A 22,109-nucleotide genomic window follows, 5' to 3' on the forward strand; every position below is an offset into this window, starting at 1 on the left:
TTTAGTCGCAGTACCGAAATACTGCGACCAAGATTACAAAATATAGTAATCCAGAGGGGGGAAACCGTTAAACTCGATCGAGCTATAACTGGTGGTGTAAGCACCGGTAGAGAACCAATAGATATGATCACCGATCTCTAGAGATAGCGGCAACTCATATTTATGCTGCTCATACATGATATCTAGACTATCACAGGTAGGGCCGGCAAGAATCACCTCCTCTTCAGGCCCTGACTTTGAAGTAGATAGCGGATATTTAATTGCCTCACCCAAAGTTTCAATCAAACCGTTAAACATGCCTACATCGGTATAGACCCAACGTTCCAACGCTGTAGAAGATTTTCGAGAGATCAACACCACTTCTGATACGATGATTCCAGCATCGCCAACCAACGAGCGGCCAGGCTCAAGGATAATTCTTGGTAGCTCTTCACCAAAATCTTCTTTTAGAAAGCGCGTAATCTCTTCCGCATAGGTTTCAAATTCATTGGTCTTCTGTAAATAGGTCGCAGGAAAACCACCGCCCATATTAATCATTTGCAAACGGATGCCATGCTCTTCAACCAAACGCTCAAAGATCACTTTGACCTTGGCAATCGCACCATCCCAAACATCGATATCACGCTGTTGAGAACCCACATGGAAGGAAACCCCATAAGGGTTTAAACCCAAATCACGCGCAAGCACAGCAAGTTCAATTGCCATTTCTGGGTTACAGCCAAACTTACGCGACAAAGGCCAATCAGCACCTTCTGAGCCATCAGTGAGCACACGGATATAGACATCAGAACCTGGCGCATACTCCGCTATATTGCGTAGATCGGCCTCAGAGTCGGTCGCAAACAGGCGTACACCGTGATCATAGAAGTATTTAATTGCAGAGCACTTCTTAATCGTATTTCCGTAGCTTATACGCTCTGGCGCAACATCAAATTGCAGTACTTTATCTAACTCCTGCGGGGAAGCGATATCAAAGCTAGCCCCCTCTTTCACTAATAGCTCAATCACCTCATTAGCGGGGTTTGCTTTTACTGCGTAATACACATCAGCTTTAGGAAACCCCTTACTCAATTCAGCAAAACGAGTTTCGATAACTGAAAGGTCTAAAGCTAAAAAAGGTGTAGGTTTAGTCTGAGTTAATGCTTCTAACTTATTAGGAACATCGGGACTAAATTGGTTTGGTAAAATCATGCGCAATTGCACCACACAATTGGGTTAGACAAAGTACTCTAGCAGTGCCTAGTACAGTAAAGGCGCGAAGTATAGTCAGTAATAGAATTCCAAGTCCAGCATTAGATTTATGCTTTAAAACTAAGCCCCTTCACCACTACGAATCACCCGTTCTATTTCCGCAAAACTTTTAGATTCGTACATCACATCAAAGCCAATTTTCAGGCGCCTTGAGATATCACTTGCCGAGATTATCCCTCTAATTCTCAGGACTCCCGCTGAACTTTCATCAATGACCACTACATGCTGATCTCCAGACCCTTTAAGGGTCAACATAATATCCCCTACCCTTGCATCCTTAAGTTGCTCATATGTAAGCGCATTCATATTCAATTTACTCAACATAATATGTCTTACTTGAACCTGATCTCGACTAACCCCATCACGCTGCATAAAGGCCATGACTTTTCGACCTGCGGCATCTGACGCAGTGATAATACCGGTAAAATTATCTTGGTTATCCAAGACAAAGAGCAACCGCACGTGCTGACTCTTCATATACTCAAGCGCTTCTTGAATAGGTAAAGACTCAGGAATTGTTACAGGCTTTACTTCAGTAAAGTCGGTGAATACTTCAAAGGCTGGACTATACAAGCTAGCAGGTGTTGCGGTTTTATCTGGCGATAAAATGTAATCGATATCAGTCGTTGTTTGTAATCGGATGTGCCGAAATTCCTGAAGCATACTGTTCCCTCTCTGATTTGCCTCTGTAATCAGAATAGTACATAGCTTCCATTTTACCGCCTATTGAATCACCAGCTTCGTTAACCTCTAGAAAAACATTTATAGTAAAGAGAATTGGTACTTCTCGCGCTTAAGATTGGCGGGGTTAAACCCGTGCTGATCAAAATAACTGACTGCTTGATCAATCATGTCCGGATGACCACAGAGATAGACTATGTCCTGATCAGGATTTGCGTTCAAATCCACATATAAGTCAGACACATAACCAGATGCTTCATTCTCGGACAAGGCCTCACTCTCCTCTCGGCTAAAGCAGGCAATAAACTTAGCATGGGCAGTAAATTGAGTAAGCTCGAAAAACTCATCGGCGTAGAGCAACTCACCCCTATTCCTCACCCCTTGGATAACAACCATTTTCAACTCAGGATTTTCAGAGATACGGGATCGAAGCTCCGGCAACATAGACCTAAACGGCGTCACTCCCGCACCTGTTGCGATAAAGACAAACCTCTTGGGGGAGACTTTAGGTAAGATCAAATTGCCAAAAGGCCCATTAACAGCAACGGTGCTACCAAGTTCTGCAGCTCTAAAATATTCGCTGGCAGCACCATCAGGGACCAAAGTAATGACAAAAGTGAGTAATCTGTTATCTACACTGGGTAAATCCCCATTTGCCACACTGTAACTTCTCGCCTTTGTCTGACCTTGGTAGGTGAACTCAATCGAAAAAAATTGACCGGGGATATAACGAATCGGACCTTCGCCCTTGTAAGTTAATTCAATCGAGCGAGGTGTTAAATAACGCTTTTCTACTAGACTTAACTCTACTCTGTTATTACTCAACATATCTCAACCCACACCTATATAAATGTATTAAACATACATCTATAGAAAGACAGGGTCAAAAAACGTTCAAATTAATTTAAATATGTTTAATAAAAAAGCCCGCTTGCGCGGGCTTTACAGAAGTTTGCGATTAAGCCGCAGTATTTACGTTCTGCGGGCTCTGCTCAATCAGAGCGGCATGCAATGCAATGATCGCCTTCTCGTAGTCATCTTCAGAGACAACACACTGCATCTCTACCTGACGGATAGACTGGTGAAGCGCCATTACGTTGATATCAGCTTCAGCCAAAGCACTTACTGTACGAGCAAGGATGCCTTTAACCTTCATATGTGAACCGATAGCAGAAACGATCGCAAGATTGTGCAAACGAATCTGGCCTTCTGGATACATCTCTTCCATTAGGCGCGTTGCACGGTTTACCATCTTACGAGAACCGCCAACATAGTACGTGATACTGTTCGCATCAGCATCTTTGTTAATCACGTAAAGCTTCAACTGAGCTAGCAGCTTAGAGATTTCAATATCATACGCCGCATCACCAAGCATCTCTTGGTCAAAGATTTCGATACCAAATACATCATTACGACCTGCAATGATCTCAACACGAGGTGCATTGCTGTGGTAATCCTGACTAATAACCGTACCTTCGTGCTCTGGCTCAAATGCGTTTTTAATGCGCAATTTAACACCGTTACGACGCAAACCTTTCGCAGCTTTAGGATGGATAGCTTCCATACCTAAGTTAGAAAGCTGATCGGCTACATCGTAATTAGTCGCACCGATAGTTACTACGTTATCAGTTCCAACGAGCATTGGATCTGCAGAACTCAGGTGATATTCCTTATGGATAATCGCCTCATCAGCACCTGTTACAGTCGCAATCGTGCTAAAAGTCATCTCGCTGTAACCACGGTCAAAAGTCTTCATCAGACCTTCTTCACAGTGCGTATAGCCCGTAGCAATAACCATCTCTTTGTCGATCTGAACATCGGCAAACTGAGTCTTAACCATCTCTTCAAACGGTAGAGGCTGATCTAGGTGCCAACCTGTCAGATCAACAAAACGTGCATTGATGCCAGAATTACGTAGAACAAGTACAGAGTTGTATGCACTGTGCGCCTCACCGATAGATGCTAGCATCTCACGTACTTTCATCAGGTGTTCTTCCAACTGGAAGTGACCGTAAGTACAAAGGTGGTGCAGGCTCTTCATGCAATCGCGAACGTCATTCAAACGCTCGATTACAAAAGCATCCGCAGCGTTTCGCTCAAATTCCATATCAGCGAAAAGTTCAGCGTTGATCTCTTCCATTTTCGCCTGAACTTTACTCAGCTCATCGATCCATGCCTGCTCACTTTCTGCGTTAGCAAAACGTGCATAAACACCAGGCTCACCGGTTTTCTTGTGTTCAAGAAGATAGTTGGTAATACCGCCATAAGCTGACACAACAAAAATTCGGTTATACAGTTCCTCTGGTGTGGTGCGCTTACCCACCAAAATGGTGTCCATCAATTCCTCAAAGCGGCTCATGGAAGTGCCGCCGATCTTCTCAACTGTATGCATCTTCTTTCCGGATATTTCTGGTTCTAGCTTAGGGATTTACTCCCAAAGCAAAAAAAATTGGGCCCAAATTTTACATCAATATGATGGATTTGTGATCATTTAATTGCCTTCAGACAGAAAAAAGCCCCGTATTCTCGCGAATACAGGGCTTTTCTGCTTAAAGCTATTCTATGTTTAGGTAAACATACCTTTAAACATAAAGAAGAACATAATCGCTAGACCGGCACCTGCAGGCAGTGTCACCACCCAAGATACAAAGATCGTACCTACAATACGTAGGTTAAGTGCAGCCATACCTCGCGCAAGACCTACGCCCAATACAGCACCAACCAATGTGTGAGTAGTAGAGATCGGCAAACCAGTACCCGACGCAAATACAACTGTTGTTGCAGCAGCAAGTGTCGCAGCGAAGCCACGGCTTGGCGTAAGCTCAGTAATGTTGTTACCTACCGTAGCGATTACCTTATGGCCGTACATAACAAGACCAGCAACGATACCGCCACCACCAAGTAGCAAGATCCATACAGGCATTGCAGATTTCTGCGCCACTTCACCACCAGCTGATACAACACCTACTACAGCAGCTAGAGGGCCTACCGCGTTTGCAACATCGTTAGAACCGTGGGCAAAAGCCATTGCGCAGGCAGTGAACATCATCAAGATACCAAATAGCTTCTCTACACTAGTAAAGTGATGTTCGCGATCAGCTTCTGGATCAGGCGTGATGCGTTTTTGCATCTTCATACCGATCAACATGATGATTACAGCAATACCAATTGATGCTAATGCGCTTTGACCCCAGCTAAGATCTAAACCAACGTGTTTAAGACCTTTAGTGAAGGTCACCATGGAAACCATGAAGCCTACTAGGAAGATATAACCTGGGATATATTTTTTAGCGTTAGCAAAAGGATTATCAGTATCGAGTATCAACTTTTGTACGCTTCTAAATAAGAAGAAGGCTATCAGCCCGGCCGTAACCGGCGATACGACCCAACTTGCTACGATCTTAGATACTTTACCCCAGTTAACCGCATCAACAGAGATACCAACTGCTGCGAAGCCAACAATCGCACCTACGATAGAGTGTGTAGTAGATACAGGCCAGCCAAAGTGAGTAGCAATTAACAACCAGATACCCGCAGCTAATAGCGCAGATAACATACCAAACACGAGCAAATCAGGCGTTCCAGACAAGATCGCCGGGTCTATAATACCCTTACGAATTGTTGCTGTTACCGCACCACCCGCAAGATAAGCCCCAAGAAATTCGAAAATAATTGCGATCATAATCGCTTGTTTCAAAGTCAATGCCTTTGAACCAACCGAAGTACCCATGGCATTGGCAACATCGTTTGCACCAACGCCCCAAGCCATAAAGAAGCCAAACACACATGCCATAATTACAAGGATATGGCCGTATTGAGAAATGATTTCCATCTTTACTTACCGAATGAATTAACGAGCAACTAATAGCTGTAAACGACTACCAACCTGTTGTGCGCGATCTGCCAGGTCACCGATTGAACTAATAACCTGATAGAGGAACATAACATCTACCGGCGGAAGTTCTTTCTCGATGCTAAACAGTTTCAGGCGAATAGCACGTTCGTGCTCATCCGTGTTGTGCTCTAGGGCATCCAATTTTTCTAGCATTTTTTCGATGACGTCGATCTCATGACCACCGAAACCGCTATTTACAAGTTCGTCCAGTTCTTTAAGTGCAGTCAATGCTTGCTCAGACGTTTGCAAAGCGACGCGAACGTAGTCTTTCATATCTTGTTGCATCTCTGCTGGCACTTTCATTTGACGGCCAAGCATAATGCCTGCGATATCTTTCGCACGATTAGCAATTTTGTCCTGCATACGTACAACTTCTAAGAGATCTGTACGAGGAACTGGAAGGAAAATACTTTTAGGCAGATTCTGGCGAATCTCTTTTTTCATAGCATCCGCTTCGCCTTCTAAAACGGCGATACGTGCTTGTACTTTATCAGCCTCATTCCAATCATCTGCGATCACCGCATCAAAAAATGGAATAAGCTCAACAGCACACTCTTGCGCTTTTGCAATGTGATCCTGCATTGGTTTGAACGGTGAACGCGCAAACATCTGCAAGAATGGGGTACTGGTTGCTACCATACAACGCACCTTAAAAGTCAAAAAATAAATTGAACACACCTGTGTTCAGGCGCGCGAATTATGACGGAATTATTGCGTAGAGTAATTACAGTTTTGTTACAAAACCGTCATTTTTCAGTAAAAAAACTGAAATATTTGATGCAAGGCAGACAAATGATGTACTGCGAATATGCCTTGTAAATCCGTTGCATCACAATGTATATACATAAAGCTAATAAGGTTTAATTACGATCTATTTGTTCACATCTTTCCTAAAAATATATGAGTCCATTCCCGACTCAATTCGGTCCGATTCAAAATCCACTAAAGTCAATTCGGCACAATGACCTAAAAGTTCATTTTCTCTTAAGCAAAATCGCTTCGAAAAACCGGTACGTTCATGCTGGAGCAGATTGAACGTAGTCATTAATAAAGTACCTTCTGGCTTCAATAGACTTAACAGTTTTTCCCAGAATCCATCAGCAGGTTTATATCTGGAGACAACTATCGAATCGAACAATCCCAGATCTGACAAATCAACCGATGCCTCTTCTAGATCCATCTGATGTGTTTCCACTTCCAAACCCAACTTAGTCATAGCCTCAGACAAACGATCCAAACCTACTTGAGAGATATCTGTTGCTACCGGGCTAAAGCCTTGTTTGGCCAGAAAAATAGAGGCAGCCCCATCTCCTGCTGCCAGATCTAATACACGACCTGTTTTTAAAAAACGCCACTGACGTTGTAGATATTCTGGTGCAACAGGCTCCGATTCTAGGCCTTGGCTTTTCGCCAAGTATCTTTGATCCCATTTTTGCTGTGCTTTGCTCATTGAAATCCTTAAGAATAGATATGTGCAGAAGAAGGTTAATTAACAATGATTGCTTAGCTATAAAAATGCAGAGCCAATTGTTTCGTAAGGTGAAAAGCCTTGTTTCAACCAAAAATCATCAGCCTCTGTATTTCCTGGGTGCCATCCAGCCTGAACAGAGGTCACCCCTTGAGCTTTAAGCCACTGTTTAGCATCCGCGACCAATGCTTGCCCTATCCCTTTTCTACGCTGATCAGGTTCGACCCATAAATTAAACAAAACACTGCTATTAGGCTGAGTATAAGCTGTTTGCTGATTCAGAATGACGGCAATCGTCCCATAAACCTTTTCGCCCTCAGCTATAAATACCATAGCATCATCTCTTTCAATACATTGCTCAAGCGTGTGACGGAGCTGATTTTCAAGATGTTCAGGAATAGGCATACCAAATGGCTTAGCATGATGAATAGGCAGATACGATGTAAGTTGCTGCCACTGTTTAAGCACAACATCTATTCGATCAGGCCCACACACGCTGATTAGAAAAGACTCTTTATTAGAAAGATCCATTACATTTATTCCGATATTCCATGTACAACTACTTTATCATTTTGGAATAACGATTATTAAGTTCTTTACCTTCTATATAAGTCATCTTATCCGCTAACTTATACAGTTCTGACAAACGATCTTCAGCGCTTGGGTGACGCTTACTAAAAGCCTGCCAAAAGGAACTATCATCCTGTTGAGCATCTATCTTTTGCAATACAGCGATATAAGCCATGGGATCATAGCCAGCTCTGGCTGCGATCACCATGCCCATCTTATCCGCTTCTAATTCATCACTTCGAGCCAAACCATCACTGTAAACATCCTGAATGGTATTCAGCAGTTTATTTTCAACTGAGTGGTCACCAAATACCGTAGCTCCACTGCTATCCGAATCGCTTTGACTGTCACGCAAGAACCGAGCAAGATCTGCTGCAATACCGATCTTAGCTTCCTTCTGAATAGCACGGAGATGGTGCTTTTGAACCACATGTGCAATTTCATGAGCTAGCACACCTGCAAGCTCAGCTTCGCTCTCCAACTGCTCTAAAGTCCCCGTTGTAATATAGATAAATCCACCGGGCGTGGCGAAAGCATTAAAACTATCATCTCGTAACACTGAAAAGGTCCAAGGGATATCAGATCGTTCAGTTTGTTGAGCGAGCCACATTCCCACTGAATTCACATACTTTTGAACATCTCGGACGTTATATATAGAGGCTTTTTGAAGCAGAACAGCACTCACTTCCTCACCGATCTCAACTTCTTCAGCCAAGCTTTTCTCAAATAGATCGGTCGATTTTTTTCCTGCTTCCATTAATGGGGTCAGATTGATGTTATTGACCTGACAGCCGCTTAAACCCAGCAAAAGAAAACCAGCAACAACCCCTTTGATAGCGTTTATTTTCAATATAGACATAAGCTACTCCACATAATTCATGCTTCGTGCTTTCAACCCCCCTTCCCGTGCAAACTTGGTAGCCACATCTGCACTCACTTTATAACCTTTTACTTTGCTAAGGGAGACACCTGACCCACTCGATATAATCCCACCTTCATCCAACCCCCTAACACCCGTGGTCAGCGTTGTTTTGGAGCGATATTGCATATTGCCCGCAACTTGCTGCGTGCTAGGCTCACTCACATACCGAAGGTTTATCATTTTCACCCAACCGGAGTGGGCGTTCCCCGTTCGTACTTCGTACCAACCACCGCTTCGTCGCAGAATATTTACAGAGGATTTTTCAGAGAGTTTCGTAACGACAGTGCTAGAAATTGAGGGCGTTTGATAGACAGAGATATCTCTGACTGTGTAGGCAGTTTGAGCAGTCACCCAAGTGGAGCACATAAATGGAAGACCGATAATTAGTAATTTAAGGTTCATCACTCAACCTCCTTGGCTGATAGACGGTTACCAATTTTTCCCGGCCTTTAACCTTATAGTCACCAATCAGCTCGAAGTCAAAAGCATCCCCACATGCCTGCCGAGTTTCTTCAGAAACTAAAATTCTTCGTCCCGTTTCTTTAGTCAGCCCTTCAATACGACTGGCTACGTTTACCGCATCACCAATGGCAGTGTAATCATAGCGACTTTGCGTGCCTATAGCCCCAACAACTACTTCCCCTGTATGGAGGCCAATGCCGATATCGAAATCAAACAAACCAAACTCCCGTCTGAAGCCGAGCATTTGATCCACCATATCCAAAGCCGCGTTTACAGCAGCAATCTCTTGTCCGGGATTTTCAATGGGCTCACCCCAAAATGCCATAATGGCATCACCAATAAATTTATCGAGGGTACCTTTATACTGAAAAATAACTTCAACTTGACGAGAAAAGTAATGATTAAGCAGATCGACAATTTCGGTAGCACTGCGATATTCAGAAAGATGAGTAAACTCACGAATATCGGTAAATAAGATGGTTACCCGCGTGCTCTTTCCTGCCAAAGCTTGATCGGTGATACCTTGTTCAAGCAAAATATTCACTACTTTCGGGTCCAAAAAACGGCCAAAAATATCGACCGTTTTTCTCATCTCTCTCTGTTGCTGCAATAAACGGAATGCGTAAAAAGAAACCGCAATAAAAATATACGCGACCAGCCAAGTCATAACAGGGAACATCATCCCTTCCATGATCAAAAGCAGATAACTGAACAGCACGTTTACTCCGATTAAAATGCCTATTCCGATGAGTGCGTAATAGAAACTTCCCACACGAACCAGCAATAGCACTAAAACACCAAAGCTTACGCCCACAATCACCAAAGCCAGCAAAGTGTCTACTGGTTGAAGAAAGCTCTGATCAATAAAGTTATTAATAGCCGTAGCTAAGATAAAAACACCGGGGTAAGTACTACTAATCGGTGTGACTTGGATATCATGTAAACCCGCAGCAGTTGAACCGATAACAATAATTTTGTCCTTAAAATAGTTTACCTCTTTGAAATCATCTCCTTGGGTCAACTGCTTATATACTTCGCTATAAGAAAGTCTAGGATAGGGCTCACCTTTGCCTTGATACCAATCGATCCAGATTGACTGCTCTTCAATTTCAAAACCATTAAGGTCAACAGCGATTCGCGCAGGCATCGTCATAATCCCCCAATCAGATATTGGATGAATTGCAGCGTACTTGCGCCCGACACCATCATCATCAGGATGGAAATTAATACTGCCTAAACGCCAAACACTCGCGTCAACCGCATTAGGTAAGACCAAACTTGCATGAGGAATAGATGAAACTGTATCCGGCTTTCGAATGGGGACGGTTTCTGGATATTGATCTAAACGCGGAAACAGATGATCAGAATAGGTTTGCAGATGTAAGAAAGGTAGATAAACATTATCCGATGTAGCCAACACCTCGCTAAAATACTGATCACTTTCTGGGTTAAAAATATCTCTATCAGCAAACAGAACATCAAACACCACTGCTGCAGGCTTCTGTAACTGCAACAACTCGACCAGCTCGGCATGTACAGCCCTTGGCCAAGGCCAACCACCCGCAATAGGCGCAAGATTATTCAGGCTCGAATCATCTATATCGATAACCACGATATGCTCACTTGCGACTCTTTTGTCTGCTCGCTGTTGAAGCGTTAAATCAAGCCAGTAGTTTTCGAGCGGTGGAAGCAGTGGTGAATGGAAATTAAAGGCAGCAAATAAGCAAAATAAAATACTCAGCACTGAGATCGCTTTAATTTCCGAGAGGAGTTTGCTGGCGGGCATAGCCATCCTTATCTGACCTAGTTTGTTACTACCTTATAGAAAGTAGCTTTAATACAGCATAGGCCAGAGAACGACAGACACAAAAAAGCCCCGTAAAAACAGGGCTCTAAAAATTCAGTTAGTTAGATTAGAAAACGCCTAATTCCAATTTAACCTGATCTAACCAATCAGAAAGGCGCTCATCGGTTTGATCACGCTGCCAATCTTCATCTAGAGCTAAGCCGATAAAATGTTTTTTATCGTCTGTTAGTGCTTTAGATTCTTCAAATTCATAACCTTCTACAGACCAGTGACCAACAATTTCTGCACCTTTGGCTACGATTTTATCATGTAGCATACCCATTGCATCGACAAACCATTCAGGATAGCCAAACTGATCACCAAGACCGATAAAGGCAGCCTGTTTACCACTGAAATCCAACTGGTCCACTTCATCCCATACTTCCAGCCAATCTTCCTGTACTTCACCATAATCCCACGTAGGTATAGCAAAAATAAGAATATCAAAATCTTTTGCTGCAGAGAGTGAACTGTCTGCGACATCAAATAACTCTAGTTCGCCGGCATCCCAACTACCTTTTATCTTATCTGCAATATCGCCAGTATTACCTGTTGTGGTGCCGTAAAATAACGCTGCCTTCACTACCTACTCCAATACCTACACGCTAATGATAACACTTATCATTATCCATCTAATAACGACACTTATGCAAGCCTGATGCATATAAAATTTTGTTCTAGAAATAAAAAAGCCCAGCATATAGCTGGGCTTTAGAAACTTTATATCCTAGATCAGGCTAAGCTGAGTTCCTCATCCGCTGCCATTTCAACTGTTGCAGCGGGTCTCTGATTTCCTTTTTTATTCACGTTTTTCTGGTGAATCTTATCTAGCTGACGATCAATTTTATCAGCCATCGCATCCAGAGCAGCATACAAGTTATCAGCGGATGCTTTCGCAAAGATATCTTTACCTGCTACGTGAATTGTTGCTTCAGCAACGTCCTCACGATCATTTTTTTCAATAATAACGTGAGCACTAGTAATAACTTCGTAACGTTCTTGGCTGCTGTTCAGCCATTCCTCTACTTTCTCTTTTACACTGTCAGAAACTTTAGCATTGCGGTGAGTAATTTTGATATTCATGTGCAAATCCTTAATGCCTTGTTGCAGTGAGAGCGCTATGAATTAATGTTTTTGTGCGCCCCTGTACACTTACAGTAGTACCATTCTGACAATGGATTACAAGTACTTTTTTCGCTTCATGAAGAAAAATTGATAGCTGACAGGCAAAACTGTTCAAACACCAAACAGTTGTTACTAGGATTTAGCCGTTTTACGGGAAGAAAGGGACAACAATCCAGCCGAGAAGATCAAGCACAAACCTATTAAGCTGTAGACGCCTAATACTTCATCCCATAATAACCAACCAAACAGTGCAGCAAAGACTACCGAAGCGTATGTGTACGGCCCCAACTGTCCTGCTGGTGCAAGACCATAGCCTTTACTCAATAACAGCTGGGCAACTGTTGAGGTAATGGCCATCAGCAATAACCAACCCAATTCAACTAAATTGGGCGTAACCCAATTAAGCATCGCTGGCGGCAAAGCTAAAACGGTACTAAACAAAGCGAAATAAAAAACGATGCGACTGGCTGGTTCTGTATCGCTCATCCTACGGATAATAACTTTTGCTAGCGCCCCCAGCATTGCACCAAAAAGCGCAATTAGCACAGCAACATTGAGTGTTCCCTGCCCGGGATTCAACACTAGAAAAACACCAAAGAAACCAACACATATTGCCAGTTTCACTACCCCAGAAATCTTTTCACCTAACCACCATAAGGCGAATAATGGAATAAAGAATGGAGCTGTTTGTTTGATCAACGCCGCCTCTGCTAAAGGCAAGTGTCCCCATGAATAGTAAAGACACATCATGGCAGTCACACCGACCGCCGCACGCGCAATATGAAATCGAAGAGAGCTCGTTTTTATCGAGGAGATCCCATTTCGCAATAACCAAGGCATCAATAGAATTAACGCAAAGAGGTTACGGGCAAATACGATAATCTCAGTGGGTAGCTGATGAGTGATCTGCTTTACGACCATGCCAGAACAGACCAAAAACAGTTCTGACAGAATGATAAACAGCGCACCTTGATAAAGCGCTTGTGTGGGCATAGAGGCTTGAGGATTATTAAGGAATAAATGACTAGCAATCAAAGTCTACCTTGATCGCTAGTCGAATTTTACCTTAATTAGACTTCAATTACTTCAAAGTCGTCGGATAGACTGTCTGCCTGCTCTTTACTGGTGATCACTGCCACACTGCCTTCTTTATCCAAAAGATAAGTTTTGGCAACACGCTTTAGATCATCCAATGTCACATTCAAGATACGCGCACGAAACGCTTTACGCTGCTCAGGCGTACGTCCAAACAAAGCGCTGTGGAATGCCTGCTTAGCTTCACCAGCCGGTGATCCTGGCTTATCAATCGAGCTGACAACACCCAGAATCGCTTCTTCTAATTTCTGAGCATCATGATCAGTCTCCAGAAGCCATTTCACCGCACCATCAAAGTCATCCAAGGTTTCAGATAAACGAGGATCACGGTAAGAGAAGAAACGGAAAGCTGCATCACCTGAATCCTGACCAGCGCCAGAGCCGTAAGCACCGCCTTTTTCGCGAATAACTCGGTGTAGATAGCCATTACGCAGAAAGTCCCCCAAAATTGTAAGTGGCGCAGAATCAGGGTGATCTACCGCCACGGTAGGGAATGCTTTAGCACAGAAGCTTACCTGTGTACTGGTAACCCAAGCTTGTTTCACCTTACTACGTAATTCTGGCAGTAAGAACCCTGCAGAGGTTTCACTCGGCACATCTGCCCAGATAGACTCTAAGTAGCTCTGAACACTAGCCTGATACTCATCTTCAGCCACTACTAGGTATTGACGTGGGGCAAGCTGGATCTTGCTATGCAACTCTTGGAGACGTTGTGAAAGCTGTTTAAGAGCATCTTCATTCTCTAGCTGATCATCCAGCTGCTTGTAATAGCAGATAGAATCAAGACCTTTTGTTGCATGAGACAGTGCTGCAGCCGGGCTCATCTTCGCTGCTGCAGCCATCATTGCGAATGCATGGCCTTGCCCGGTGATACCTTGTTCTTTACGAGTACGTTGTTGAGATACCACTTCACGAATACGAGGCAATTCATCAAAGCGTGCAAATTGCAGCGTCTCTTTCAGCAGATCCAACAACGCCTCATGTTTAGACACTAAGGCTTTACCGGTTAATGTGAAGTAACCTTTTACATCCTGTTCATTATCAGGCGCACCTCTTACCGAAGCAAAACCATGAACGCCACCGGTCACTTCAGTTTGATACTGCTGATTTTCTTGATAAGTGCGATCACCACAGCCCAATTCAGTAAGAAGATAGCTGTATAGCGGCAATATGTGCTGCTCATCTTCCGTTAACTGCGGAAGCTGCATAATTACCTGCTGATAAACAATACCGTTGGTGCCTCGATCATAACGGGTCAAAGGTAGCGTAGACTCAACCGCCACATTTTCAGGCACAGACATCTCATCCGGTACATCGGTCAATGTCACTTTAGGTAGAATCGATTCATCATCGACCTGTTCTTGACGCTCGGCTAACTCAGCTGCACGATCAATTAGCTGCTGTTTATCTGCATCCGATAAACCCGCTTTAATTTGAGCTAACTGCGCTTTCTCTGCAGCATCACGACTAGCTGCTAGTTTGTTGTCTGGGCGTAAAGTCAAACGAACGCGATGCGGGTTATCTAACAGCTCCTTAACCATGGACTGCACAAAGTCAGGCTGTTTGATCGCTTCACGCAGCTTTTCTAGCACTGGATCAAGGTTCAGAATAGCGATTGGATCGCCTTTGTTAACGGCTGCCCCGAGCGAAGACATGATCAAACTCAGGCCATAAGGATAGCCATCACCATTAATTTCGCGCTGTTGCAGTTCTAACTGATGCAACTGGGCTTCCAGCATAGCTTGAGGTACACCCCCTTCAGCAACCTTATGCAAGGTATTCAATACCAATTTTTCAAATTCTGCCGCAGATTCGGGCTCACTGCCTTCAATACCGCACATGAAGCTCATTTCACGATTGGAATCTTCTAAACCACATAATGGCGAAGGAGCGCTGCCTAAATCAGTTGATTCAAGCGCATAACGTAGCGGAGAAGCACTATTATCCAGTAACACACGTGACATAAGGTGTGCTTTAAGTTGTGCTTCTAAATCATTGGAATGACCCAGAAGCCAAGCTAAAACATGGTGTGTTTTGCCACTTAGATCCACTTGGTCAAGGTCATAACCTTCTTCCACCCGCAATGGCGAGTGGTAGCGTTTCTCATCATGAATTTCGATAGAAGTGCCCAGCTTTTCAAAACGGCTTAGCGCTTTCTCTTCAAAGAAGCCCTGAAGTTCAGCAGCAGGAATATCACCAAAAGTCATAATGACCGCATTACTCGGGTGGTAATGGGTTTTATAAAATTCAATTAGCTCATCATAACTTAGGTCAGGGATGCTCTCTGGCTCACCGCCGCTGTTGTGATGATAGGTTGTTGTCGGGAACAGGTATTTCGTCACTGACTGCCACAAACGAGAAACCGGCGAACTCATCGCACCTTTCATCTCGTTGTAAACAACACCTTTGTATTCTAAATCGGATTCAACATCACCTGTTTCAGAAAACTCGATACGATGCCCTTCTTGTTCAAAATCCAGAGGATCTAAACGACTGAAGAAAACAGCATCAAGATAGACATCTAAAAGGTTGAAGAAATCTTTGCGGTTTTGGCTAGCAAATGGATAAGAGGTCCAGTCACTGCTCGTCATTGCGTTCATAAATGTATTAAGTGAACGGCGCGTCATCATAAAGAATGGATCACGTACCGGGAAACGTTCACTACCACACAACGCTGTGTGCTCTAGAATATGCGCAACGCCTTTTGAGTCTTCCGGCACAGTCCTTAGACCGACAAGGAAAACATTCTCAGTATGATCAGCCGCTATATGGAAATGAGAAAGGCCAGTCTTTTTATGCTCGTATTCCGTTACATCAATTCCTAAAGACTCAATCTTTTCTGATCTAACAAATTCAAAAGATGAGTGTGATTCTACGACTGTATTCGATTGCGTCATGAAAATACTTGATCCTGTTACTAAAGGGACTCTACCAAAGCTAAACGTTAGTTAGCTGTCCCGAGGTATTGAGGTGAAGAAAGCTTTCAAGCAGATAGCCAATCCCGCTATAGCCAACCCCTCCCATATAAGCCCTGTTTTTGGGCTAAAGAGTATCACCTGATTGTAATAGCTATTTGGTTATATGAACAACCTATCGGCCAATATAGGCACAAAGCGGGTGCAATTTGACTTCAAGAATTTTTATTTTTCTCCAAAAACAGCTCAAAAAGCTGATTTGAGTAGAACTTAACTCTTTTATACCAATCACTCTAACTCATTGTTATATAGGTGTTTAATCATCTAAAGCAATGCATATAAATATTTTTGTGCAATGCACAAAAAAATATTTGACAGGTTATTTATTAACCACTATATTTATCTCAAATGCTGCAACGCACAAAAACACTTTATTAAAGATTCTCAGAGGAATGGAAAATGTACGATGATCTAATGAAAGATGTTCAGGAAAAAATGCAACCAGCAATCGACGTTGCTGAAGTGAACAAAAAAGCACTAGAAACTCTGTTCTCTTTGCAGTCTGAATATGTAACTGATTTCGTAGATTCAAGCGTAGCTCAGCTTAAAGCTCTATCTGAAGTAAAAGAGCCTAAAGAAGCTATTGAACTACAAGTTGAGTTTTTCAAAGCTCTAGAAACCAAAACTACTGCGACTGCAGAAAAAGAGCTAGCTGCTCTAAACTCTGCAAAAGAAGAGATCTCTGAGATCGTAGAAAAGAGCCTTAGCGAAATTCGTGAGATGCCTTACGTATCTGATTTCAACAAGTTTCTAACTGAAGCAGCTGAAGCAACTTCTGCTGTAGTAGCTAACGCAACTAAAACTGAAGCAGCACCAGCTGAACAAGCAGCGGCTCCAGCTAAGAAAGCACCTGCGAAAAAAGCTCCTGCAAAGAAAGCACCTGCGAAAAAAGCAGCGACTGCTGAGTAATTCATCGTTGGGGGTCACGTAACGACCCCACTTCTCTACTCTGGCTGGTTTAATCAGCCGTATTTCTTTGCCGGTCTCCCAGACCGGCTTTTTTTATTTAAGCCTTTGATTATTGCTCTTTGGCCATTTCAGGCAAAGGCCCTTCCAAGCCCATCGCGAACTGCATAACTTTGTTTTTAGCTGGCGTTACACGACCTGCCAAACCCAAACCAATATTGCGCAAAACTTTTAGTGGACCGTTCTGATTACTAAATACTCGGTAGAACGCATCCATTGTCTGCATCATCAATAAATTATGCTTACGGCGCTGCTTTTCATACTCCTTCAGCAACGCCAATTCAGTAATATCTTCACCTGTATTAGCAGCCGCTAAAATCACTTCAGAGAGAGCAGCTGCATCAAGCAGGCCTATATTAACACCCTGTCCAGCTAGAGGATGAATCATATGTGCAGCGTCACCTGCTAAAGCTAGACCTTCTAAGACATATTCCTGCGCATGTTGGCGACGAAGCGGGAAAGCTCCTCGGCTAAGTAACTGATCAATTTCGCCCAACGCATCAGGGAAGGTAGATTTAAGCTCTTGCATAAAGCTTTCATCATCCTGAGCTAAGAGACGCTTTACGTTATCCGGTGTGTTATACCAAACCAGAGAAGCGTTATTGCCTGAAAGAGGTAGAAAGGCAAGCGGACCTGTCGGTGTAAACTGCTGCCAAGTGATATCTTCTTGAGCAAATTTAGTCGTCACAGAAGCAACCAGTGCATGCTGCTCGTAATCCCAACGAGTAACACCAATACCTGCTGCTTGACGAACACGAGACTCACCACCATCCGCAGCGATCAGTAGGCGCCCTATTATTTCGCGATCATCTTTCAATCTAACGATGCTGCTACCAGGAGAATAATCGATAGCCTCAACTTCAGCGGGACAGATCAGATCAACATTTTCAAATGTCTGTAAACGCTCTAAAAGTGCTAGCTGAATCACACGGTTTTCGACAATATGACCAAGGTGATCACGGCCAATATTATCGGAAACAAATTCGGTAGATGCCTTTTCTTCGCTTGCTTCCCAAACCTTCATACGTCGGTAAGGGCAACTACGACGAGATAGAATCCCCTCCCATGCACCTACTCTCTGAAGAATATTCTCCGAAGCAACGCTGATAGCAGAAACACGCAAATCATTTGGTTGGGAAGCTTCATATTCCGCAGGATATCGACTTTCCAAGACGGCAACTGATAACGGGCTGTTTCCAAGAGCACAAGCGATCGTTGCACCCACCATACCACCACCGACAATGACGACATCGTAACGCGTATTCATAATTCCCAACCAACTTACTTATTTTTGACTGTCCCGAAGTATACCCAAAGAGCCTGCCAACATCTTGAGAAAGATCAACAATTGTTAACGCGCTTTGATTAGCGAGTGATTCTTCAGGGTATTCATATTCTCCCAAAGCGGTTTGCTCTATAATGCAGCTTTGCAACAAAACCTAACCAACTTTACTTTTACCGAGTGCCCTGTGTCTGATACCTGCTTCTCAAATCTCAATCTTCCAAAACCGATGCTAAAGAACCTGGATCATCTAGGCTATAAGCAGATGACGGCTATCCAAGAGAAGGCCCTACCCGAGGTTTTGCGAGGTAATGACCTCATTGCGAAAGCAAAAACAGGCAGCGGCAAAACAGCTGCGTTTGGTATAGGTACACTGCTGAATTTAAACCTTCGTAGTTTTGCCACACAAGCCTTAGTACTTTGCCCTACACGTGAATTAGCAACACAAGTTGCTAATGAGCTAAGAAAGCTTGCTCGCTTTACTGAAAACGTGAAGATTCTTACTCTCTGTGGTGGCCAATCAATTGGGCCTCAGATTGGCTCTTTGGAGCATGGCGCACATATTGTTGTAGGTACACCGGGTCGTATCAAAGACCATCTACGTAAGAAAACTCTGCGCTTAGATAAAGCCACTACCGTAGTGCTTGATGAAGCGGATCGCATGCTTGATATGGGTTTTTCTGATGACATTCGTGACATCATAGGGCAGACCCCAAAGAAACGCCAAACACTGCTATTTTCTGCTACTTACCCAAAGACCATTGCGAGCCTGAGTGCAGACATTCTCAATCAGCCAATTACGGTAGAGGTAGAATCCACTCACCAACAATCTCAGATTGAACAACATTTCTTTGAGATCGAAAAAGAAAATAAGCTAGAGAATTTGAGCGCGATTTTAGCTCAGTTCAAACCAGAGTTTGCAGTGATTTTCTGCAACATGAAGCAAACCTGTAATGATGTTCAGCAGCACCTAAAATCCTTGGGCTATAGCGCAAAAGCGATACACGGCGATTTAGAACAACGCGATCGTGACCAAATACTAGTGCAATTCGCCAACCGCAGTTGCTCTATCCTTATCGCGACTGATGTAGCAGCGCGTGGATTAGATATTGATGACCTCCCTTGTGTCATCAACTACGATCTTACTCGCGACGCTGAAGTTCATACTCACCGTATCGGTCGTACAGGCCGTGCAGGTAAGCAAGGCATGGCACTAAATCTTTATCAGCCATCAGAAGCTTATAAAGTGGCTTCCATTGAAAAGTATTTGGATACAGAGTTCCCCGTGACTGAACTACCAGACGCAGATCCGAACTATCAGCCGAATAACCCACCAATGGCTACGCTTGCGATTGCTGGAGGTAAGAAGAACAAAGTTCGCCCTGGCGATATCTTAGGTGCATTAACAGGCGATGCTGGAATACAAGGCAGCCAAGTAGGCAAGATTAATGTGTATGATTTTGCTGCTTACGTTGCCGTTGAACGCAAAGTTGCACGAAAGGCAGCCGAGCGCTTGAGCCAAGGTAAAATTAAAGGCCGCAAGTTTAAGGTCCGTCGTCTTTAACCTTTTTTACGGGCTAAACGCTCAAAGTGACGGCGATACTGGTCTGCCAGTATCGCCCATTTAAACCGATCGACATTCACTTGCTCCCCCCACTCACCTGCGTACTTTCTTTCTACTAACTGATCTAATCGTTCAGCCAAGACTTCAGCTTCGCTTTCTTCTTTATACCGGCAGGCTTCAGGGAACAATTCTCTATACGCTAACCTTTCAGGGACTAAGGGCTCCGCCCCAGACGCAACCCCTTCTAGAACAGCTATCCCTTGGTAATCATGTACAGCCGTTGAAAGCACAACATCCGCTTTACGCAGTAGAGCCAGATAATCCTCACGCGACGAAAGATAACCCCACTCTCCAGCGCAATCACCGAGTAGCACACGGAGTTGTTCAAATTGCTCTGGCACCTTTCTAAACTGCTGCCCGACCACATGGAGCTTAAAGTCCTTGCGTTTCTGGATAAGCTGTTCAACTGCATCAAGTAGCAGTTGAGGGTTTTTATCGTATTCCCAACGGTGATTCCAAACGATATGAACTTCATCAGATACAGGAGAATGTATTTGGTAGCTATCAGACTTGATAGGAACAGACAGCACCGATGAATTATCTCTAATCCGTTCGATCAAATTTGCTGGTACTTGATCGGGCATCTTTTTCAAGAGAGCTTTCGCGCCATCCAAAAGCGTCTGTCGATTATATTCACTGTTAAATAAACAATAATCCGCAGCCAGCGCGGTATAAAGGTTCAGAATGCATGGCTCAACGGTTTTAAATGCTTTACCAGACTCAGGATAAGCGAATTGGTTTTCGTGGAAGTACACCAGTGTTGGAATTTGGGCTAAAGATGGAACAAAACCACGCAAGGCAGATAGGTCTGTCATAGAGGTCGCAACGACTAGATCATAAGGCTGGCTTAATACTTCCCTTTCGTTAAACGCCCAACTAAGACTGTTCCCTCTCATACGCCAACTGAAATAGCGGCCCGGCAGAGACAAAACAGTCCATTCGTGTTCATTTAAGTGCTCAACAAGCCCTTTACGCCAATAAACATGACTATCCGCATCATAAGCTGAGAGAAGGAGTATTCGCATAAAGCCGCCATTGAAAAAAGCGCTAGTGTATCAGCCAAATTTTGCTTTGTCCTATTACACTTAAAACAGAGCAACAAAACCAAAAGTATCGAAATACGATACCTTCTTTGAATCTTTAGCCCTATATCCTCAAACTCCACATACTTTACGTATCAACTTTTGAGGAAACCGTAATGAAAATGACAAAGTTCAACAGCGTAATCAATGACCTAGAAAACTGCGTACAAGAAGGAGACATTATTTTTATCTCCATCAATAGTTTTCTTTACCGCCAGGTCGCAAAAGGCACTGGCAGCTGGACTTCGCATGTTGGCTTTGTCGTTAAAGAAAATGATGAATGGTTTGTTCTAGAAAGCGCTGTTCCCTGTGTTAGACGCACGACTCTAAAAGATTTTGTATCGCGCACAACAAACGATGAAGTGAGCATATTACGACTCAAACAGCCTCTAGCCGGTAGAGACATAAGCAAATTAAAACAAACCGCTGAGAAACGTATGGGGCGCTTTTATCACTTAGGCTTTAAATTCGATTCCAAGCGACAGTTTTGTTCGAAATTTGTTTATTTAACCTTTAAGGAGGCGTTAGGGATAGAGTTAGGTAAAGTACAAACGCTAGCTGAACTATTGGATGAAAACCCACAAGCCAGCGTTAACTTTTGGCGCTGCTGGTACTTTGGTTTTGTACCTTGGCAACGAAAGACAATTACGCCTGCCAGTCAATTGAATGACCCGCAACTCGAAACGATCTATACGACTGTCAGTCAGGGAACCAAAGAACAAGTCTTATGCGACTCAGGCTTACAGAGCAATTGAAGCACGAGGCAATGATTACAGGCATGCTGGTTGCCTGTCGAAAATCATTAACAAAGTGATTCAGTTGCTATGTAAGCCCCGTAGGGTGAGCTCTAAAGCGACCATCTACT

At 43.6% G+C, this 22,109-nt stretch carries 20 protein-coding genes; 3 read left to right on the top strand and 17 right to left on the bottom strand.

The features are described from left to right. Positions 1–33: 33 nt before the first annotated feature. The 15 genes from ACMXYX_RS09680 to ACMXYX_RS09750 form a co-directional block, all read right to left on the bottom strand. Positions 34–1,191 carry a type III PLP-dependent enzyme gene (locus tag ACMXYX_RS09680; protein ID WP_415896361.1) on the bottom strand — a complete coding sequence of 386 codons (1,158 nt, stop codon included), beginning with the start codon at positions 1,189–1,191 and terminating at the stop codon, positions 34–36. A 120-nt stretch (positions 1,192–1,311) separates the two neighbouring features. Next, on the bottom strand, positions 1,312–1,914 hold the full coding sequence (locus tag ACMXYX_RS09685) for a CBS domain-containing protein (RefSeq protein ID WP_415881498.1): 603 nt from the start codon (positions 1,912–1,914) through the stop codon (positions 1,312–1,314). Positions 1,915–2,013: 99 nt separating this feature from the next. Further along, entirely contained in the window at positions 2,014–2,760 is a 747-nt protein-coding gene (locus ACMXYX_RS09690; RefSeq protein ID WP_415896362.1) for an FAD-binding oxidoreductase, read from the bottom strand. 130 nt (positions 2,761–2,890) lie between these two features. After that, a complete protein-coding gene (locus tag ACMXYX_RS09695) occupies positions 2,891–4,324 on the bottom strand; it encodes an aspartate kinase (protein ID WP_415896363.1) in 1,434 nt (477 codons plus the stop codon). Positions 4,325–4,498: 174 nt separating this feature from the next. Then, positions 4,499–5,764 (bottom strand): inorganic phosphate transporter, encoded by a 1,266-nt coding sequence (locus ACMXYX_RS09700; RefSeq protein WP_415891078.1) that lies wholly within the window; start codon positions 5,762–5,764, stop codon positions 4,499–4,501. Positions 5,765–5,782: 18 nt separating this feature from the next. Beyond that, positions 5,783–6,466 carry a TIGR00153 family protein gene (locus tag ACMXYX_RS09705; RefSeq protein ID WP_415884304.1) on the bottom strand — a complete coding sequence of 228 codons (684 nt, stop codon included), beginning with the start codon at positions 6,464–6,466 and terminating at the stop codon, positions 5,783–5,785. 232 nt (positions 6,467–6,698) lie between these two features. Beyond that, entirely contained in the window at positions 6,699–7,277 is a 579-nt protein-coding gene (locus ACMXYX_RS09710) for a class I SAM-dependent methyltransferase (RefSeq protein WP_415905948.1), read from the bottom strand. 57 nt (positions 7,278–7,334) lie between these two features. Then, positions 7,335–7,826 carry a GNAT family N-acetyltransferase gene (locus ACMXYX_RS09715; RefSeq protein WP_415905949.1) on the bottom strand — a complete coding sequence of 164 codons (492 nt, stop codon included), beginning with the start codon at positions 7,824–7,826 and terminating at the stop codon, positions 7,335–7,337. Between the two features lie 28 nt (positions 7,827–7,854). Continuing rightward, positions 7,855–8,724 carry a M48 family metalloprotease gene (locus ACMXYX_RS09720; protein WP_415905950.1) on the bottom strand — a complete coding sequence of 290 codons (870 nt, stop codon included), beginning with the start codon at positions 8,722–8,724 and terminating at the stop codon, positions 7,855–7,857. A gap of 3 nt (positions 8,725–8,727) precedes the next feature. Then, positions 8,728–9,189, bottom strand: coding sequence for an SH3 domain-containing protein (locus ACMXYX_RS09725; RefSeq protein WP_415905951.1), 462 nt, complete (start codon positions 9,187–9,189; stop codon positions 8,728–8,730). After that, positions 9,179–11,041 (bottom strand): CHASE2 domain-containing protein, encoded by a 1,863-nt coding sequence (locus ACMXYX_RS09730; RefSeq protein WP_415896365.1) that lies wholly within the window; start codon positions 11,039–11,041, stop codon positions 9,179–9,181. Before ACMXYX_RS09730 ends, ACMXYX_RS09725 begins: the two co-directional genes overlap by 11 nt. A 121-nt stretch (positions 11,042–11,162) precedes the next feature. Next, entirely contained in the window at positions 11,163–11,678 is a 516-nt protein-coding gene (locus ACMXYX_RS09735; RefSeq protein ID WP_415884298.1) for a flavodoxin, read from the bottom strand. A gap of 149 nt (positions 11,679–11,827) precedes the next feature. After that, positions 11,828–12,178: a ribosome hibernation-promoting factor, HPF/YfiA family gene (gene hpf, locus ACMXYX_RS09740; protein ID WP_415884297.1), complete on the bottom strand. Its 351-nt coding sequence runs from the start codon at positions 12,176–12,178 to the stop codon at positions 11,828–11,830. Between the two features lie 174 nt (positions 12,179–12,352). Beyond that, on the bottom strand, positions 12,353–13,255 hold the full coding sequence (locus ACMXYX_RS09745) for a DMT family transporter (protein ID WP_415905952.1): 903 nt from the start codon (positions 13,253–13,255) through the stop codon (positions 12,353–12,355). Between the two features lie 35 nt (positions 13,256–13,290). After that, positions 13,291–16,212 (bottom strand): insulinase family protein, encoded by a 2,922-nt coding sequence (locus ACMXYX_RS09750; protein WP_415905953.1) that lies wholly within the window; start codon positions 16,210–16,212, stop codon positions 13,291–13,293. Positions 16,213–16,689: 477 nt separating this feature from the next. Between ACMXYX_RS09750 and ACMXYX_RS09755 the strand changes: the two genes are divergently transcribed. Next, entirely contained in the window at positions 16,690–17,199 is a 510-nt protein-coding gene (locus ACMXYX_RS09755) for a phasin family protein (protein ID WP_415884294.1), read from the top strand. A gap of 109 nt (positions 17,200–17,308) precedes the next feature. Here ACMXYX_RS09755 and ACMXYX_RS09760 read toward each other — a convergent pair whose 3' ends face one another. Continuing rightward, positions 17,309–18,523, bottom strand: coding sequence for a UbiH/UbiF/VisC/COQ6 family ubiquinone biosynthesis hydroxylase (locus ACMXYX_RS09760; protein WP_415884293.1), 1,215 nt, complete (start codon positions 18,521–18,523; stop codon positions 17,309–17,311). Between the two features lie 244 nt (positions 18,524–18,767). On the opposite strand from ACMXYX_RS09760, the gene dbpA reads away from it, so the two are divergent. Then, positions 18,768–20,102: an ATP-dependent RNA helicase DbpA gene (dbpA, locus tag ACMXYX_RS09765; protein ID WP_415884653.1), complete on the top strand. Its 1,335-nt coding sequence runs from the start codon at positions 18,768–18,770 to the stop codon at positions 20,100–20,102. On the opposite strand, the gene ACMXYX_RS09770 is transcribed toward dbpA, so the two are convergent. Continuing rightward, positions 20,099–21,187, bottom strand: a complete 1,089-nt coding sequence (locus tag ACMXYX_RS09770; protein WP_415905954.1) for a DUF3524 domain-containing protein — start codon at positions 21,185–21,187, stop codon at positions 20,099–20,101. The genes dbpA and ACMXYX_RS09770 overlap by 4 nt on opposite strands. Before the next feature lie 173 nt (positions 21,188–21,360). Here ACMXYX_RS09770 and ACMXYX_RS09775 point away from each other — a divergent pair, with 173 nt between their 5' ends. Continuing rightward, positions 21,361–21,999, top strand: coding sequence for a YiiX/YebB-like N1pC/P60 family cysteine hydrolase (locus ACMXYX_RS09775; protein WP_415905955.1), 639 nt, complete (start codon positions 21,361–21,363; stop codon positions 21,997–21,999). The last annotated feature ends 110 nt before the right edge of the window (positions 22,000–22,109 follow it).

It is taken from the genome of Neptuniibacter sp. QD72_48 (assembly GCF_047778065.1).
Taxonomy (GTDB): Bacteria; Pseudomonadota; Gammaproteobacteria; order Pseudomonadales; family Balneatricaceae; genus Neptuniibacter.